The sequence below is a fragment of the Shewanella sp. Isolate13 genome (assembly GCF_022398325.1).
Classification (GTDB): Bacteria; Pseudomonadota; Gammaproteobacteria; order Enterobacterales; family Shewanellaceae; genus Shewanella.
Map to the genome: position 1 here is coordinate 1 of NZ_JAKEVD010000027.1, position 18,186 is coordinate 18,186.

11 protein-coding genes are annotated in these 18,186 nt (G+C 43.8%); 4 read left to right on the top strand and 7 right to left on the bottom strand.

The annotated features are described in order from the left end of the window. Window positions 1–546 precede the first annotated feature (546 nt). From L1D44_RS15760 to ackA, 3 genes are all read right to left on the bottom strand, one after another. Complete coding sequence (locus tag L1D44_RS15760; protein ID WP_239892147.1) at window positions 547–1,011, bottom strand: hypothetical protein; 465 nt, start codon at window positions 1,009–1,011, stop codon at window positions 547–549. A gap of 827 nt (window positions 1,012–1,838) precedes the next feature. Further along, window positions 1,839–3,986 carry a phosphate acetyltransferase gene (gene pta, locus L1D44_RS15765; RefSeq protein ID WP_239892149.1) on the bottom strand — a complete coding sequence of 716 codons (2,148 nt, stop codon included), beginning with the start codon at window positions 3,984–3,986 and terminating at the stop codon, window positions 1,839–1,841. Window positions 3,987–4,092: 106 nt separating this feature from the next. After that, window positions 4,093–5,289, bottom strand: a complete 1,197-nt coding sequence (gene ackA / locus L1D44_RS15770) for an acetate kinase (RefSeq protein WP_239892150.1) — start codon at window positions 5,287–5,289, stop codon at window positions 4,093–4,095. A gap of 195 nt (window positions 5,290–5,484) precedes the next feature. Here ackA and yfbV point away from each other — a divergent pair, with 195 nt between their 5' ends. Next, window positions 5,485–5,928, top strand: coding sequence for a terminus macrodomain insulation protein YfbV (gene yfbV, locus L1D44_RS15775; RefSeq protein WP_220770092.1), 444 nt, complete (start codon window positions 5,485–5,487; stop codon window positions 5,926–5,928). A 28-nt stretch (window positions 5,929–5,956) separates the two neighbouring features. Here the strand turns inward: yfbV and pflA are convergent, their stop codons facing one another. The 3 genes from pflA to L1D44_RS15790 all read right to left on the bottom strand — a co-directional run bounded on the left by pflA (window position 5,957) and on the right by L1D44_RS15790 (window position 11,134). Next, window positions 5,957–6,697, bottom strand: a complete 741-nt coding sequence (gene pflA, locus L1D44_RS15780; protein WP_239892152.1) for a pyruvate formate lyase 1-activating protein — start codon at window positions 6,695–6,697, stop codon at window positions 5,957–5,959. A gap of 64 nt (window positions 6,698–6,761) precedes the next feature. Then, entirely contained in the window at window positions 6,762–9,044 is a 2,283-nt protein-coding gene (gene pflB, locus L1D44_RS15785) for a formate C-acetyltransferase (RefSeq protein ID WP_239892154.1), read from the bottom strand. 557 nt (window positions 9,045–9,601) lie between these two features. After that, window positions 9,602–11,134 (bottom strand): DUF3360 family protein, encoded by a 1,533-nt coding sequence (locus L1D44_RS15790; RefSeq protein WP_220770089.1) that lies wholly within the window; start codon window positions 11,132–11,134, stop codon window positions 9,602–9,604. A gap of 952 nt (window positions 11,135–12,086) precedes the next feature. Here L1D44_RS15790 and focA point away from each other — a divergent pair. Then, complete coding sequence (gene focA / locus L1D44_RS15795; protein WP_239892228.1) at window positions 12,087–13,538, top strand: formate transporter FocA; 1,452 nt, start codon at window positions 12,087–12,089, stop codon at window positions 13,536–13,538. Between the two features lie 47 nt (window positions 13,539–13,585). Here the strand turns inward: focA and L1D44_RS15800 are convergent, their stop codons facing one another. After that, complete coding sequence (locus tag L1D44_RS15800) at window positions 13,586–14,491, bottom strand: LysR substrate-binding domain-containing protein (RefSeq protein WP_220770087.1); 906 nt, start codon at window positions 14,489–14,491, stop codon at window positions 13,586–13,588. Between the two features lie 615 nt (window positions 14,492–15,106). On the opposite strand from L1D44_RS15800, the gene panF reads away from it, so the two are divergent. Both panF and yfcC read left to right on the top strand, forming a co-directional pair. Continuing rightward, window positions 15,107–16,549 (top strand): sodium/pantothenate symporter, encoded by a 1,443-nt coding sequence (gene panF, locus L1D44_RS15810; RefSeq protein ID WP_239892158.1) that lies wholly within the window; start codon window positions 15,107–15,109, stop codon window positions 16,547–16,549. Window positions 16,550–16,628: 79 nt separating this feature from the next. Beyond that, a complete protein-coding gene (gene yfcC / locus L1D44_RS15815; protein WP_239892160.1) occupies window positions 16,629–18,173 on the top strand; it encodes a putative basic amino acid antiporter YfcC in 1,545 nt (514 codons plus the stop codon). The last annotated feature ends 13 nt before the right edge of the window (window positions 18,174–18,186 follow it).

An 18,186-nucleotide genomic window follows, 5' to 3' on the forward strand; every position in this document is an offset into this window, starting at 1 on the left:
GGTTAACTAAAAGCCTTGTCTGCTGTGGTGCACTTTCGCTAAACATACTTTTTAGATATATAAAAATAGCGGTTAAGCTAATTTTTGAATTAAAAACTGAAAGCCTTTCAGTTTTTGCGACCTATTTTGGCTGTGATTTATGATTTTTTGTGGTTTTAGGCCGGTTTCGGCATCTAATTCTGAAAGTTTTCTGTAAGTGGTGTGCCTAAGCTGTTATACTCGCCCCATAAAGACAATGCATAATTGGCATGTTTTTAAAAAAGGCGAAATGTCACATATTGATGACATGCCTTTGCACCCTACACCTTAATCAAAGATCTGGAGTCGTTATGGAAGTTCAGGAATACGAAGGCGCATATTATCAACTACAAGATGAGATGTTAGAGTCTCTACCAGTTGAAATGGACGAAGAAGCGTTTTTGGATTAAGGAAAATCGCTTAAAGCCCGTTACAGAGCTTTAATAGTAAAATAGCAACCATAAGGTTGCTATTTTTTGTTTTGGAGGAGCATTTAGCGTAAACAAGTCAGTTTCTGCTCGAAAGTCACTAGCCGTTCACTTGACGTTTTTCAGGCATGATCTCCACGATTATCCAGTTACCATTGCGTTTATGTAGACGTAAGGTTCTATCATCGATCCACTCCTGTCCACCTCGCAGCCCTTTTATTTTCACTATAACGGTTACATCATCGGTAAACTTGCGAAAGAAATCGATATCCACCTCATCAACTTCTAGCTCGACATCCGTCATTGATAAGTTTAATACATAACGTTGCACCGAAGAGGCAATGTAATAGTGGCCTAAGATCTCTTTAAGCGATTCATCAACATATAATTTGGCTTTATCTACATCTCTATCAACGTAAATCGCACTTAAAAAGCCTAGAGACGTTAACTCAGGGCTGCGAAGGGAAGCACTCTCTGAGCTGTTAATATTGCTGCTATGCTCTTGTGAGGGGCTGCAAGCCACGATGGAGATAAGTGCGGCGATGAGTAGAAGAGGTTTAATCATAATTTTAGGAATGAAGAATTTAGTGCAGTATTACGATTCTTAGGCGTTAACGCAAGATTTTCGTTTTGATCGAATGAAAAGCTTGACCTGAGTAGCGATCTGAGGCATATCTGTATGAATGACTTATTTAGGTTATCCACAGAATCTGTGGACAAGTATGTTGAAGACTATTTTTAACGTGCTTAAGCTATTAATATATAAGCATTAAATCTGCTGGTTGTTTTTTGACTCATTCCCGTGTAACTCCGTTTTTCTCTCAAAATGATATATCGAATCCCCTCAAGATTTATTCCATTAACGATCTAGCGATCATTTTCTGAACACTTGTTGATAACTGATATTAAGCCATGATTATTGTGGTCATTATATTACCCAAGTTGAGCCGTTCGTCCTTGCAGATGATAACTGCTTTCATTACTCCTCTTTCACTGATAACTCTCTCTGCTATTATTAGGTTATTGAATAAAAAGTAATTTGTTTGGGTATGTTGGGCTAAGTTTAAAGGCGAAGACAGGGGGGGAGAGGTATTTCATCGTTGTTGACCCACAAAATGACTCCCCCAGTGTGAGAGCTGATGATTAGCTAGCAGTGTTTAATCAGAATTACGAGGCTAAGGTCTGTGAGGGCATTTAACTAAAGCAAGTTCAACACTTCTGTGTAACCACCTCTTAGGGAAATGCGGTGTAGTGGAGGAGGTGATGAACGCAGCTTTATAGCTATGGTGCTCATCATTATGGCCGTTCAACCTATTAGTAATGAATAAGTTTACGATAGATACAAAAAAGCCTGCAAATGCAGGCTTTTTATTGGGGTTAAAACGAGGCTAATTAAGCTTGTTCGTTTTGAGCCGCTTGAATCGCAGTTAGAGCGATGGTGTAAACGATATCGTCTACTAGCGCGCCGCGTGATAGGTCGTTCACTGGCTTACGCATACCTTGAAGCATTGGACCAATAGAGATCAAATCAGCACTACGTTGTACCGCTTTGTATGTTGTATTACCCGTGTTTAGATCTGGGAATACGAATACAGTTGCTTGACCAGCAACAGGGCTGTTCGGCGCTTTTGAACGTGCAACGTTTGGCATAACTGCAGCATCGTACTGTAGTGGACCATCGATCATAAGATCTGGACGCTTCTCTTTTGCGATACGTGTAGCTTCACGTACTTTATCAACATCAGAACCCGTACCTGAGCTACCTGTTGAGTAACTGATCATAGCTACGCGTGGCTCAATACCGAATGCAATTGCAGATTCTGCAGATTGGATTGCGATATCAGCTAGCTGCTCTGCATTTGGATCTGGGTTAATCGCACAGTCACCGTAGATGTAAACTTGATCTGGCATCAACATGAAGAAGATTGAAGATACAAGGCTTGAACCTGGTGCAGTTTTGATTAACTGTAGTGGCGGACGAATGGTGTTCGCTGTGGTGTTTACTGCACCAGAAACGATACCGTCAACTTCGCCTTGAGCTAGCATCATAGTACCGAGTACCATGTTGTCTTCTAGCTGCTCTTTAGCAACAACTTCAGTTAGGCCTTTGCCGCGGCGTAGTTCAACCATAGCTTCAACATAACGGCTACGTGATGCTTCTGGATCAACGATTTCAACGCCTTCGCCTAATACAACGCCTTGCTGGTTTGCAATACGCTCAATCTCTTCACGGTTACCTAGAAGTACACAACGTGCAATACCACGTTCAGCACAAATAGCTGCCGCTTCGATGGTTCTTGGCTCATCACCTTCTGGTAGAACAACGGTCTTACGCGCAGCACGAGCAAGTTCTGTTAGCTTGTAACGGAATGCTGGTGGCGATAGACGGTGTTCGCGTGGTGAATTTTTAGTGATGCTTTCAACCCAGCTTTGATCGATGTGGCTAGCAACAAACTCTTGAACTTGTTCAATACGTACTGCGTCATCAACAGGCACTTCGTGATCGAAACGCTGGATGTTTAGGGCTGTCTGCCAAGTGTTAGTATCGATTAGGAATACAGGAAGACCCGTTTCGAATGCTTGTTCACAAAGCTCCATGATCTGTGGCTCTGGCTCATAGCCACCAGTTAGCAGCAAGGCACCGACTTTAACACCGTTCATTGATGCAAGACATGCAGATACGATAACGTCAGAGCGATCGCCAGAAGTCACAAGTAGCGAATCAGTTTTAATATGGGTAACCATATTTGGAATGCTGCGAGCACAGAAAGTCACTTTACGCATACGACGAGTGTTCATCTCACCAGCGTTGATGATCTTAGCGCTTAAGTGCTTAGCAAGATCTGATGCACGTGGGGCAACAAGATCTAGGTTGTAAGGCACGCTACCTAAAATACGTAGTGGGCTCTTACCTGGAAGTTGGAACATGCTTGCTGCATCTGGACGTGGCATTTCGTCATGATCAAAAACTTCTGATAGGTCTGGACGCGCACGGCCTTCGTCATCAACTGGAGCGCCGATCTTGTTGATAATGGCGCCAATTAGACGTTTGTTTTCGCTGCCACCCCAAGAGTTATGAGAAATCTCTAGGCGGTTCATCAATGCTGTTGGGCTTTCATTGCCAGGAGTTGCAACAAAAATGATATCAGCATCGAGTGCTTTAGCGATAGCATGGTTAACATCATCAGAGAATGGGTGATTACGAGTCTGAACCAAACCTTCCACAATTAAAGTTTCAGTATCGTCAGCACACTCAGTTGCGCGAGCAATGATCTGTTCCATTAACACGTCAGTTTGATCCGCACGGATCAGCTTTTCTGCGTGCTCCATCTCGAAAGGCTCGAGAGGATTAACCGTTGGAGACTTGCTCAGAATCGTTGTTGAACGCTCTGGGCCAGTATCAGTTGGACGCTGTTGGGCGATAGGCTTGAAAAAGCGTACTTTAACGCCGTGACGCTCTAGTGCACGAACCATACCTAGGCTTATAGAAGTTAAACCAACTCCTGTGCCTACTGGAATGAGCATGATGTTACGAGACATAATGACCTCTTAAAACTCGATGATGTCATACATTGTATGACTAAAAACTAAACTGCGCTAACAGCAGCTAATACAAAGTATTAGCTGCATCGATGTTAAGCGTCAGTTACTTGATCAACTCGATTGCGTCTTGTGCAATAACCCACTCTTCGTTAGTAGGAATTACCAAAGCAACAGTACCTTCGTCAGATGTGATCTGGCCACCGTTACCAAAACGTGCAGCAGCGTTACGCTCTTTGTCTACGTTGAAGTTGAAGATAGCTAGAGAGTTAAGTACTTTCTCACGGATTAGGTCTGAGTTTTCACCGATACCACCAGTGAATACTACAGCGTCAAGACGCTCTAGTGGCACAGTGTAAGAAGCGATGTACTTAGCTAGGCGGTAGCAGAAGATCTCAAGTGCTAGAGTAGCGCCTTTATGACCTTTTTCGAAACCTTCTTCGATGCCACGGCAATCGTTAGTTAGTTCAGAAATACCTAGCAGACCACTTTGTTTGTTCAGTACAGACTCAACTTCATCCAATGTGTAACCTAAACGGTTAACTAGGTGGAAGATAACTGAAGGATCAACGTCACCACAACGCGTACCCATTACCAGACCTTCTAGTGGGGTTAGACCCATAGAAGTATCAACACTCTTACCGCCTTTAATAGCAGTAACAGATGCGCCGTTACCTAAGTGAGCACAAATGATGTTTGTGTCAGCTTCGTCTTTACCTAGTGCAGCAGCAGCTTCACGGCTGATGAATAGGTGGCTAGTACCGTGCATGCCGTAACGACGGATTGCGTTTTCGCGGTATAGCTTGTATGGAAGCGCATAGATGTACGCTTTTTCTGGCATAGTTTGGTGGAACGCAGTATCAAACACAGCAACTTGTGGTAGTGATGGGAAAGATGCTTGTGCAGCACGAATACCGATCAAGTGAGCTGGGTTGTGAAGCGGTGCTAAAGTGGCACAATCTTCAATACCTTGAACAACAGTTTCGTCAATAATTACTGAGTGAGTGAACTTTTCACCACCGTGAACAACACGGTGACCAACAGCTTGGATCTCTGCAGCGATTTCTGGGTAAGCACCTAGAATGTCGTTAACAATGTATTCAACAGCTTCTCTGTGAGCGGTAAAAGCACCTAGGCTAGCTTCACTCTTTTGGCCGTTAACTTTCCACTTGATTCTTGAATCTTCAAGACCAAAACACTCAGCTAGACCTGAAATTTGATCATCGCCAGTTAGCGCATCAATTACTGCAAACTTTAGAGATGAACTACCACAGTTAAGCACCAATACCAGTTTGTTTGACATGTTTAAACCTTTCGCAATAAATGGTGAAGCCGTTTGACTCACCGGATAACAAAACTTCATATGGCAACTATAGCCGAAGTCGTAAAGTATGCTCTTTAAAAGAGCAAAATGGTGTCATACTCAGTGCTAGCCCTTGGGGCAGACTGAGTGTTTATGCTAAAGTTAGGCTGTTAATTTTATTTATAGGTGCCATCGTTGAGCATTCAAGTTCTCAAAACATTGGGCGAGGGTCGACGTTATATGAAGACCTGGCCTATGGTTCGACAACTCAGTTATTACTTTCCTGAGTATCGCGTTATGCGAGCCACTAAACTAGCATTGCCGCTAATGCCATTACTGGCGCTTTTGGCTGCAGCGAGTCAGTTGTATTTGCATGGCTGGAGCTATCTGCCCCAGGCGATAACTATCGCATTGTTCTTTATGAGCTTGCCTGTTCAAGGCTTACTCTGGCTCGGTTGGCGTTCTCGCCATCCCTTACCACTCTCATTACTTGACTGGGGTAACCAGTTATCGACTAAGTTAATGCAATTGGGCGTTAATTGTCGGCCCCTTGGCGCTAAAGCGTGTTACTTCGATATGGCACTCATATTAAAAGCGGCTTTCGAACGCTTAGACGCCAGTTACTGGGAAGAGCTTTAGCTTATAGGCTATAAGCATTACAACGCGGTTAATAAACCGCGTTTATTCCCATATCAGTAAAGACTTTCTTAATTTGTTCCATGGTTTCGGTGCTTGGTGGAGAGATATTATTTAACTCATAGTCCACACCCATAGCTTCCCATTTGTGCTTACCTAGTTCGTGGTAGGGTAATAGTTCGACTTTTTCCACGTTAGTCATAGGTTTGACAAATTCGGCTAGTGCCTGTGCTGATGGGATATCATCGGTATATCCGCCAACAACCACATATCTAATCCATGTTTTTTGCCCACGCTTATGCAAGTGTTCTGCAAACTGTAGCGTACGCTGGTTACTGACATTGGTAAGATCGATATGCTTTGCATCATCAATCTGTTTGATATCCAGTAACACTAAATCTGTGTTATCGAGTAATTCATCGATAATGGGTGTGTGCTTTCTAACAAAGCCGTTGGTATCAAGACAGGTATGAATACCTTCTTTCTTACAGGCTTTAAAAAGTTCAGCAACGAATTCAGCTTGTAGTATCGCTTCTCCGCCGCTTGCGGTTACACCACCGCCACTGGCTTCGAGAAAAGGTCGATAACCGATGATTTGAGTCATCAGGTCATCGACTTTCATTTCTTTACCACCGTGTAAGTCCCAAGTGTCGCGGTTATGACAGTAGAGACAGCGCATTAAGCAGCCTTGCATAAAGGTGATAAACCGGATGCCTGGCCCATCTACTGTTCCGAAGGATTCAATTGAATGAATACGACCGATTACTGCCATTTTTACTCCTGTGAGGCTGATGAACGCTTAGCGTTGCATCAGCCGAATCGACACTTAAATTAACTTACAGACCTTTAGTGAAGGTACGTGTGATAACGTCTTGCTGCTGCTCTGGTGTTAGCGAGTTAAAGCGTACTGCATAACCTGAAACACGAATCGTTAGCTGTGGGTACTTATCTGGGTTAACCACTGCATCTTCAAGCATTTCGCGGTTCATAACGTTAACGTTTAAGTGTTGACCACCTTCACGGTTATCGTTGTGAGCGAAGTAACCATCCATAAGCGCTGCTAGGTTAGCCTTACGTGCATCATCATCTTTACCTAGTGCGTTAGGTACGATAGAGAAGGTGTAAGAAATACCGTCTTGTGCGTGAGCAAATGGTAGTTTAGCAACAGATGTTAAAGAAGCAATTGCGCCTTTTTCATCACGACCGTGCATTGGGTTAGCACCTGGAGCGAATGGAGCACCAGCGCGACGACCGTCAGGTGTATTACCTGTCTTCTTACCGTAAACAACGTTAGAAGTAATAGTAAGAATAGACTGAGTTGGGATCGCATCACGGTACATCTTCATCTTGCGGATCTTCGCCATGAAGCGCTCAACCAATTCAGTTGCGATATCGTCAACACGTGGGTCGTTGTTACCGAACTTTGGATAGTCGCCTTCGATGTCGAAGTCTACAGCAATGCCGTTTTCATCACGGATTGGCTTAACTGTTGCGTACTTAATCGCAGCTAGTGAGTCAGCAGTGATAGAAAGACCTGCGATACCACACGCCATAGTACGACGTACGTCTCTGTCATGAAGCGCCATTAGAGCTGATTCATAAGAGTACTTGTCGTGCATGAAGTGGATAGCGTTTAGTGCAGACACATACTGTGTTGCTAACCAGTCCATCATAGTGTCTAAACGACCCATAACGTCATCGTAGTTCAGAACTTCGTCTGTGATTGGAGCAGACTTAGGACCGATTTGAGCGTTAAGTTTTTCGTCAACACCACCGTTGATAGCGTAAAGCATTGTCTTGGCAAGGTTTGCACGCGCGCCGAAGAACTGCATGTGCTTACCAACAACCATTGGGCTTACACAACAAGCGATAGCGTAATCGTCAGATTCGAAATCTGGACGCATTAGGTCATCGTTTTCGTACTGGATAGAGCTAGTATCGATAGATACTTTAGCCGCGTACTTCTTGAAGTTTAGCGGTAACTGCTCAGACCAAAGAACTGTGATGTTTGGCTCTGGGCTAGGACCCATGTTGTACAATGTGTGTAGGAAACGGAAGCTAGACTTAGTTACAAGTGTACGACCGTCAAGACCCATACCAGCGATAGACTCAGTAGCCCAGATTGGGTCGCCAGAGAATAGCTCATCGTATTCTGGAGTACGTAGGAAACGAACCATACGTAGTTTCATTACGAAATGGTCAACCATTTCTTGAGCTTGTTGCTCAGTGATCACGCCATTCTTGATGTCGCGTTCAATGAAGATATCTAGGAAGCTAGAAGTACGGCCTAAAGACATCGCCGCACCGTTTTGGCTCTTAACAGCAGCTAGGTAGCCGAAGTAAGTCCACTGAATAGCTTCTTGAGCGTTAGTCGCAGGTAGAGAGATGTCGAAGCCGTAGCTTGCTGCCATCTTCTTCATTTGACCTAGTGCTTTGTGCTGCTCTGCAATTTCTTCACGAAGTTGCATAGTGTAAGACAAGTTTTCGCCAGATTCGAAATCAGACTGAAGAGAAGTGAACTGAGCAAACTTGTCTTGCATTAGGTAGTCGATACCGTATAGCGCAACACGACGGTAGTCACCAATGATACGACCACGACCGTATGCATCTGGTAAACCAGTCAATACGCCAGACTTACGACAACGCATGATTTCTGGAGTGTAGATATCGAACACGCCTTGGTTGTGCGTCTTACGTAGTTCTGAGTATACGTATTTAACGTCAGCATCTAGTTCACGGCCGTATGCAGCGCAAGAACCTTCAACCATACGAATACCACCGTTTGGCAACATAGCGCGCTTAAGCGGAGCTTCTGTTTGTAGACCAACGATAGTTTCTAGATCTTTAGTGATGTAACCGGCTTCGTGAGAAGTGATAGTTGATACACGTTTGGTATCAAAATCAACTGGTGCGTGAGTGCTGTTCTCTTGCTTAATACCAACCATAACTTTGTCCCAAAGTTCGGTTGTAGCGTCAGTAGCACCAGCTAGGAAAGACTCGTCGCCTTCATAAGGAGTGTAGTTTTTTTGAATAAAGTCACGCACATTGACTTCAGTTTTCCAATCGCCAGCGGTGAAACCTTCCCACGCGGCTGCAAACTGTTCAGTTTTTTCGGTCATCGTACTATTACCTTCTGTTTGAGATAAGGTTATTGGGTATCGATATAGGCTCAAAAACGAGGCGTGCGATACACCAATAGTTAAGTCTTAAAAAGTCCCCTCAAAACAAATCTGCTGAGGAAACTGGTCCCGAGTTTTATCTCTCGGAATGTTCTGTCCATTTGATACCGATATGAGAAATGATCCGTTTACGATGAATATCGGTTATCAATAAATTGGTAAGACCAATTTACCGTAAGTATATTAACATAAGCAGAGATAAGCTGCATCTTAATACGCTTACTTTGGACTGCAAATTTTAAAAACTGTCGTCCATGCATCAGTTTTTAACCAAAATCATATTTAGATCTAACACTAACGTCAGTTGTTGGAACTGTGATAACCAAATAAGTCTGCAACATTTAAACATTTGTATAAACTCGCCAACAATTACACTTTAAGTGGCTCGCTGGCTGTTTGATGACAGAGTGCTTATCTTTAGTGCTGCTTACCTATCATAGGTAGAATTGATGTTAGTGTTAGCAAGCGAGAAGAAGTCATTCTTCTCGCTATTTCTCTTATAAAAGAGCTGGGATACCAGGGATCATACCAACTGCAAGCATAGCAGCTAAACAGATCACGAAGGCAAGACCTGGAATAACGATACGGTCAACGACAGATAGTGTTTTAGGACGCTCTTTGTCACCGATCAGTCCGTTATTGTCTAGGAACATAGTTAATGCCCAAGCCAGTACTGGGTTGGCAACAAAAGAGGCAAAAATACAGATACCAGCAGACTGGCTGCTTTGAGTGTCTTTTACCATCTGCATACCTGCTTCAAGTAGAGGCAAGAATACGCCAACAAGCAGTGCGATAGACATTACTGGTTGCCATACCGCGATATCCATAGGATAGCCAATGATAGCAACGATGATACATAGGAGACCCAGTAGGATTGCACCTGCAGGGATTGGACGTTTTGCTGTTGCAGCAGGGATCATATAAGTGCCCCAAGATGAAGTGATGTTACCACCACCCACTGCTGTACCAACGATTTGACGTAGTGAACAAGTCGTCATAGTGTCATCAACATCCATTAACACCTTGTCAGCACCTTTAGGGTAGTTAAGCTCTTGGAAAATGCGGTGACCTAAGAAATCAGGAGACCACATAGCTACAGCTAAGATTGCAAAAGGCAGAGAAGCAATGAAATGTTGCAGGTTAGGTAGTCCTAACTGCCAACCGTGTTCCGTTGAACCCCACCAGTACACAGGGTTTAGGTTTGGAATGCCAGGCTCTGTCACAAATTGTAAATCTAGTCCTGCACCTAGGCCGAACGCCATTGCAACCGCAGCAATAGAGCATAATGGAATTGCTAACCAACGCTTACCAATCTTTGCCAGTACGGCATATAAGATCACATTGGCAAGAAGGATGAAGAAGGCGACATAACCTAGGCTGTAATCAAGGTTATGTTTAGACTGCAAATTACCAGCCCATTCAAACAGTGAACTAATTTGACCTTCAGCTCCCATGAAGCCAAGGAAGACTAATAGACCACCGGCAACGCCGCTACTGGTTAAGTTGACTAAGCGAGAGCCACCTTTTACGTAGCTTAATATGAGACCGAACATCCCCAATAAGATCGCAAGAGCTAATGGGTGAGCGCCAGCCAAGGCAATCGCACCGATAAGTGGGATCATTGGACCATGGTTACCGGCTAAGTTAGCTTTTGGGTTGAAAAAGCCTGAGCTGAGGATACAGAATAGAAGTGCTGGAATAAGCATCTCAACGCGAACAACCTGAGTCGCAAACTCTGCGCCTAGGTTAATATGATCCCATCTTTCGCTTAGGCCTGCGGCCCATGCAGCCATAACGGCTGAGTACATTACGGTAATACCAATTGTACCTGCGATAGCTGGGACGAAATCTTCCCATTCAAAACGGAAATCACGACCGGGAAGGTTTAGGCCCCAACGTCTAGGCTTCATGATTTTCAGTTCATTGTCTAAGTACTCTTCACGAGTTTCAAACTCAGACGCTGGACGGTGAAGCTCTCGATAAGATTTTGCCGAGTCTTCCATTTGTTCGTTTTTCACTGTTTCTGACATAGTTTCTCATTCTCCGAGAAGAACATAGTGATTCATCTAATTCGATGACAACTTTTAGTGGTCCTTGAGTATTAACTTAAGTATTCGGAGCTCACTTAGCTGCACTGTTTACAGAGTTAACTTAGCTGCACGATATAACAAAACAGAATTCCTATTTTTGTCTACTATACAGTTGTCTTCCTTTACAATTTTATTTTCTAATTGGTAAGACCAATTTACCCCTGAAATATTAACACATAGCAGTGCGGTCTTCATTAAGTATCAATATTCTTGAATGAGGTGATTAAGCTATTTGAGATCCAGTTAACAACTTATACAGGGATCGCTAAACAAATAAGGGTACGGCATATTTATTGCGTTGGTCGCTGATCACTATTTTATAATATGTGTGAGTCGTGGCGCGATAACACGTCGTTGTTTGCTCTTTGTTGCACATCTTATTGTAGTGTGATCGGGGTGGGGTGGTTAATTATTTATTTTGTGCTGCGGATCTCATGTTTTGGCTTTGCTGAGTTAAAATGGTGCGGACGCTAGTCGGTTTTTTCAGTCTTGCTTTCACCCGTCTTTTAGTTTCAGGAATCTTGATACCTAAGGCCAACCTCTCCTGGTTATGTTAAAGATTTTAGTTGTCCCCTTGTCCTCTATTGTCGCTTTTTAGTTTGTTGTTCATTTATGGGGGTTACCTACTTAATGTTAAATCCTGCAATAACAATGCATTAGCTACTCCAAGTCTATTTCCTGAATATTTCAAACTTCCCGTGTTGTATCAGCAAATTTGATACTGATTATGATTATTATCAAATTTTATTACGTTATCTTACTCACTATAGTTGTAGCTACAAAACAACAACTTAGTAGATAAATATGGGCAATAGAGTAATGAAAATGACAAATTTCTTCATTTCCATTTGGAGTGGAATGAATGTCTTCTAATCATGCGGCTAAAGGGCCGATGTTAGTTAACCCGATACAACAAAGTGTTGCGTCTCCCAAGCCGGAATTACAGAGTTTGTACCAACAGGCCGAGCAATATGGTAAGGCGAAGGTGATTAAATCTGCATGGCAGTCGTTCGGTTTAGCGGCCTTTGCAGGTGCTTTTATTGCGCTGGCATTTGTTTTTTATATCACGGTGACAACTGGAAGCGATGGCGCTTGGGGGTTAGTTCGTCTTGCAGGGGGATTAGCATTTAGTTTAGGCCTGATGTTAGTCGTTATTTGTGGTGGGGAGCTCTTTACCAGTACCGTTCTTAGTAGCGTTGCCTGGGCTCAGAAGCTTGTTACTACAGGGGAACTCATTAAATGTTGGGGCCGAGTATACCTAGGTAACTTAATTGGGGCCGTCATCATGTTGAGCTTGATTATGTCAGCTCGAATGCACGAACTCGATGGCGGGCTGTGGGGACTAAATGCGCTACAAATTGCACAGCATAAGTTGCACCACAGCTGGGGGCAGGCCTTCGTTCTAGGCATATTGTGCAATATGTTGGTTTGCTTAGGAGTGTGGATGACTTTTTCGAGTCGTGACGCTCTTACCAAGGCGATCTTACTTATGCTGCCTGTTGCGATGTTCGTCAGTAGCGGCTTTGAGCACAGCATTGCAAACCTGTTTATGGTGCCTTTAGGGATCACCATACACCAATTTGCCGATCCTAGCTGGTTTGACGCCTTGAATATCAGTCGCGATAAATTCGCTGATCTGACTCTTAGCAATTTTATTTTTAATAACCTCATTCCCGTGACCTTAGGAAATATCGTCGGTGGTGGGCTTTTTGTTGGCTTGGGTTACTGGCTTATCGAAAAGTCGGCTCAAAGCGTCAATGCTTGCTCAGTCCATAGCGCCCCACAACGTGAAATATCTGCCCAAATACATCAAATCCCAACTTCTGGAGTACTTGCTAAAATGCCTAAAATAATTAAGAAACTATCTGTAAAAGACCTTATGAACCCAACTCCATTGACGCTTTCTTCAGATTTATCTGTATATGCCGCCTTGAGCTTACTTGCTGATAATGAGTGTCGAAGTGCACCAGTTCTTGATGAAAGTAAACGTTTGCTTGGTTTTATCTCACAGCAAGATCTACTGCGCAGCCTTTGGTCTGAGGAGTTTGCTAGAGGAGTGTCATATAAGGTTAGTGATCTGATGCAAACTGAAGTCATGACGCTATCGCCACAAGACTCGGTCGCTGAGCTAATCGAGTTAATGGTTGTTGATCGTAATAAGCTATTCCCGGTAAATGAGTATGGGATCTTAACGGGTAACACCTTTAAGAGTTATGAAGAACGTTTACGCAACGCGTCAGCCGATAAGCCAAGCGTCTTTCCTGTTTTGGATAACGGGTTACTATGTGGTGTGATCACCCGAGAAGCGATAGCTAAAAAAGTATGTGATGTTTACAGAGTCTAAATTTATCATTTAGCAATATGAAACGGGACGATATCGTCCCGTTTTTTTTAGCTTTTCATTTGCCGAATACGGCTTAGTCTCTTGGCTTCTGTAATAATACAGTCCCGTAAAGGGTTTTCACCTGAGTCTGCGCGCCAGATGAAAGATAGGTGGCGTTGCATATTAATTTGAGGGGTAGGTAGGATCACCAACTCACCATTAGCAACCTCCTTCTCCACATCTAGGTAGGGTAGACTGCTAATATACTGTCCATTTTTAACTAAAGCTTTTAAGACCGATACCTGCTCGTATTCTTTCCAGACATTAAGCTTTTCAATAATGCCGTGAATTGCTCCTTCGAATATTCTTCTTGTTCCAGCACCTTGTTCTCGTAAAACCCATTTTGCTTGCTCAAGTTGAGATAAGCTGGCGCTTTCATATTTTGCATAGGGATGATTGGGAGATGAAATAACGACTAGATGATCGTCAATCCATCGCTCTTTATGCAATCTGGAGTCATCGTTGCGACCCTCAATAATTCCAAGATCAAACTCATAGTTGAGTAAGCCTTCAATGACATTTTCGGTGTTTTCTACCGACAGATCGATTCGTAACTCGGGAAAATCAGTATCAATTTTACTGATAAGTTCAGGGAGCAAGTGTTCTGCAGCAGTCTGGCTAGAGCACAACCTGAACTGACCACTGATAAGGTGTTGTTCGTGAAGGCCAAATTCAATATGTTGCGCCTCTTGCAGCAAGCGTCTTGCTTTAGGGCGTAACCAGTTTCCCCAATGGCTTAATGTTAACCGGTTTCCTTGGCGGATAAAAAGTGGACGCCCTAGCAGATTTTCCAATTGTGCGAGTGACATACTGACTGCCGATTGGGTCATCGATAATTTTCTTGCTGCAGCGCTAACACTTTCTAGGCTTGCTACGGCGTCAAAAACGGTGATTTGCTTGAGTGAATACTTCATTTGTTACCTGCGGCTTCCCTATATGAAAATAACGATAACTGAAACTATCAATAAAATTGATGGTTCAAGACTCGATTTTAGAGTGTGTATAGAGACGTAACAAGTAGGGCTATGGGTTGCTGTAGTAGAATTTAGAGGCACCTCACCCTTTTTAGGTATATCGAGAGATATTTAAGTTTATATTAAGTTTTTCCCCTTTTATCCTATGGTTACATGCTTTCTCTGTTTTAAATTACGTAAGAGAAATAAGTCGAGCGTATAGCCCGTTAGCGGTTAACTGTGACTTTAAGTAATTATCTCTGCGTTATTTTGAACTCAGTTCCTGGTCTCTTAAGCTGTGTCTAGCATCCAGAGCTATTATTGATTAAAATTGCGCGCTTAAAAATTTCTTAGCTGTGGCCTTCACACTTATGCGCTTGCTTACGAAAACCTCATTAATACTCACATCGAGTTACTTTCTTCTTTGGTGCTCCGGTCCATTATGGTTCAGCGAACTAGGGAACTGGTATGGCTTGCCACTTTGGTTTTGGTTTTCTTGTGTCGCAGCACCGCTCTTATTAGTTGTGAGTCTTAGCTTTTTACTTACCAAGGTTATTGGGGCGGCGGAAGCAGACCATGACTAGCCTATTACCTGTATTAATTTATCTAGCGTTAAGCTTAGTGATCACCCGAGTTTGGAGTGCACGCCAAGCTAACCTGTCTCAGCAGTTTTGTGATGATAAAGCTAAACGCTTCTTTATTGGTGGTGCCTTTCTTAGTGGCCCACTGTTAGCATTGACTCTGGTCGCGACGTACACAAGTGCGGGCTCATTTATTGGTGGGCCCGGCGCCGCTTATAAATTTGGACTCGGCTGGGTATGGCTTGCCGTGATTCAGGTTCCAGTGGTTATTCTTACTTTAGGGGTTTTAGGGCCGAAATTTCTCGCGCAAAAGAAGCAGTACAGCACGATTATTGAATGGCTTGACGAACGTTATAACAATAGTTGGTTGAGCACGCTTGCCATGTTGAGTTTGGTCGTTGGCTTTATCGCTATGATCTCTGTGCAATTTATCGGTGGAGCACGGCTGTTATCTGGCGTTACGGGGATCAGTTATGAGTTAGGTTTAGGCGTATTTGTGTTAACTGTCTTAGCCTATACTTTAACCGGAGGATTCAGAGCGGTAGTGCTCACCGATGCGCTTCAAGGGGTTGTGATGCTGCTCGGGGTCATCATCTTGCTGATTGTACTATTAAGTCAGCCGGACTTAAGTGCTAAGTTGATGATAGAAACAGCTAAAACTCCTGAACTACTGAGTCCTCATGGGGTGGATGACTTTTTAGGCTGGCCTATGATGTTGTCGTTTTGGGTTCTGATCTGTTTTGGCACCATGGGCTTACCTCATACGATTGTGAGGCTGCTTGCTGTTAAAGATCCGCAGTCGTTAAAGCGCGGTATGCTTTGGGGAACGATTATCTGTTTCTTGATGACGCTGATCCCACATCTATGCGGCTTTCTTGGCCGCGCACTATTTCCAAACCTTACGGTACCGGATCAGATCATGCCCACCTTAATTGGGCAGCTGATGAATCCATTTTGGGCTGGGGTGTTGCTTGCAGCGCCAATAGCGGCTGTGATGTCATCGGTGGACTCAATGTTGCTGCAATCGGCGGTCAGTATCGTTCGTGATGGTGTGGTCAAAGCGAGGCCTGCAATGAGTGCTACAACCCAAGTACGAATGACTCAAGTGGTAATGCTGGTTATTACCGCGTTAGCCTGCTTTTGGGCTGTAAAACCACCAGATATGATAGTTTGGATCAACCTTGCAGCCTTTGGCGCTTTGCAGGCTGTATTCCTATGGCCGATTATCGCTGGGATGTTTTGGCCTTCGGTGAGTGGCCACACAGCCTTAGTCGCTATGTGCAGTGGTATGGTGAGTTACCTAATGCTGCAGTGGCAGGTGCCCTTGATTTTAAACATTCACCCCATTGTTCCAGCATTACTATTTTCCTTGTTAATGTTGGTAATAAGTCACTTTATTAGTCAAGCCTATGTTAAGCGCTCTGTTGCGAGTCGTTAATGTAGATGGTTAACTTGGCTAGCTAATCGTTAGCCATTGGTTTATATTTGCCGCCATATAATAATAAAATGGTGGCAAAATGGACCCTGTTAGCAGCTCTAATACATTAGATAATCAGGCGGTTACTAAAAAAGTAACCTGGCAAATGCCCGACACTCTGGTCATTATCTTCTTCGTCGCAATCGCTGCGGCAATTCTTACTTACTTTGTGCCTATTGGCTCGTTTCAAACTGAAGACGTAAGCTACGTCGTTGATGGTGTAGAGAAGAGTCGTAGCGTCATCGACCCTGACTCCTTTACCTATGAAGTCGATGAGAAGGGCGAGCCGATCCTAAAGCCTGTGGCATTATTTGAAGGTCACGGCGGGGCGGGCTTCTTTAACTTTGCCTTCGAAGGCTTGGTTTCCGGTTCTAAATGGGGCAGCGCCATTGGCGTCATCATGTTTATGTTAGTTATCGGTGGTGCCTTCGGGATTGTGATGGCAACGGGCACCATAGATAACGGAATTTTAAAGCTTATCGATCGCACCCGCGGTAACGAAGTGTTGTTTATCCCGGTGATTTTCATTCTTTTTTCTCTGGGTGGCGCGGTTTTTGGTATGGGGGAGGAGGCGATTGCGTTTGCCATTATCATCTGCCCTTTGATGATCCGCTTAGGCTATGATGGCATTACTACTGTGATGGTAACCTACGTGGCAACGCAAATTGGTTTCGCTTCTTCTTGGATGAACCCTTTTAGCGTGGCTATTGCCCAAGGTATCGCAGGAGTTCCTGTGTTATCGGGCTCTGGAATGCGCTTTGTGATGTGGTCTGCTTTTACCCTGATGGGTCTTGTCTTCACCATGCGTTATGCGGCCAAAGTGAAAGCGCTGCCGACACACTCTTTTAGTTATCAAAGTGATAGTTACTTTAGAGACAACCTAAAAGAATCCAACCTCGAAAGTCGCTTCAATCTCGGCGATATCTTGGTATTACTCACTATCTTCGCAACAGTTGCATGGATCATTTGGGGAGTGATAGCTAAAGCGTGGTTTATCCCTGAGATTGCAAGCCAGTTCTTCACTATGGGAATTGTTGTAGGCATTATTGGCGTGGTTTTTAAGCTTAATAAGATGAATATCAATACCGTTGCTGTAAGTTTTAAGCAGGGCGCAGCGACAATGCTAGAGCCTGCTGTGCTTGTAGGCTGTGCATCGGGTATTTTGCTGTTGCTAGGTGGTGGTGATGCATCAACGCCAAGTGTACTCAATACCATATTGAGTAAGGCGGGGGAGTTTATAGGTCAGCTTCCTAGTGTAATGTCTGCCTGGTTTATGTACCTGTTTCAGTCCGTATTTAACTTCTTTGTCACCTCGGGTTCAGGTCAAGCCGCATTGACCATGCCGTTAATGGCACCACTTGCAGATCTTGTCGGCGTCACTCGTCAAGTTGCAGTGTTAGCCTTTCAGTTGGGAGATGGCTTTACCAATATATTAGTACCTACATCAGCATCATTAATGGCGACATTGGGCGTGTGCCGCGTTGATTGGGGCCAATGGTTAAAGTTTATTTGGCGTTTTATGCTGGTACTGTTTGTAGTTTCAAGTGCAATCGTGGTTGGTGCTCACTATATGGGCTTTAGTTAATCACTGAATTAAT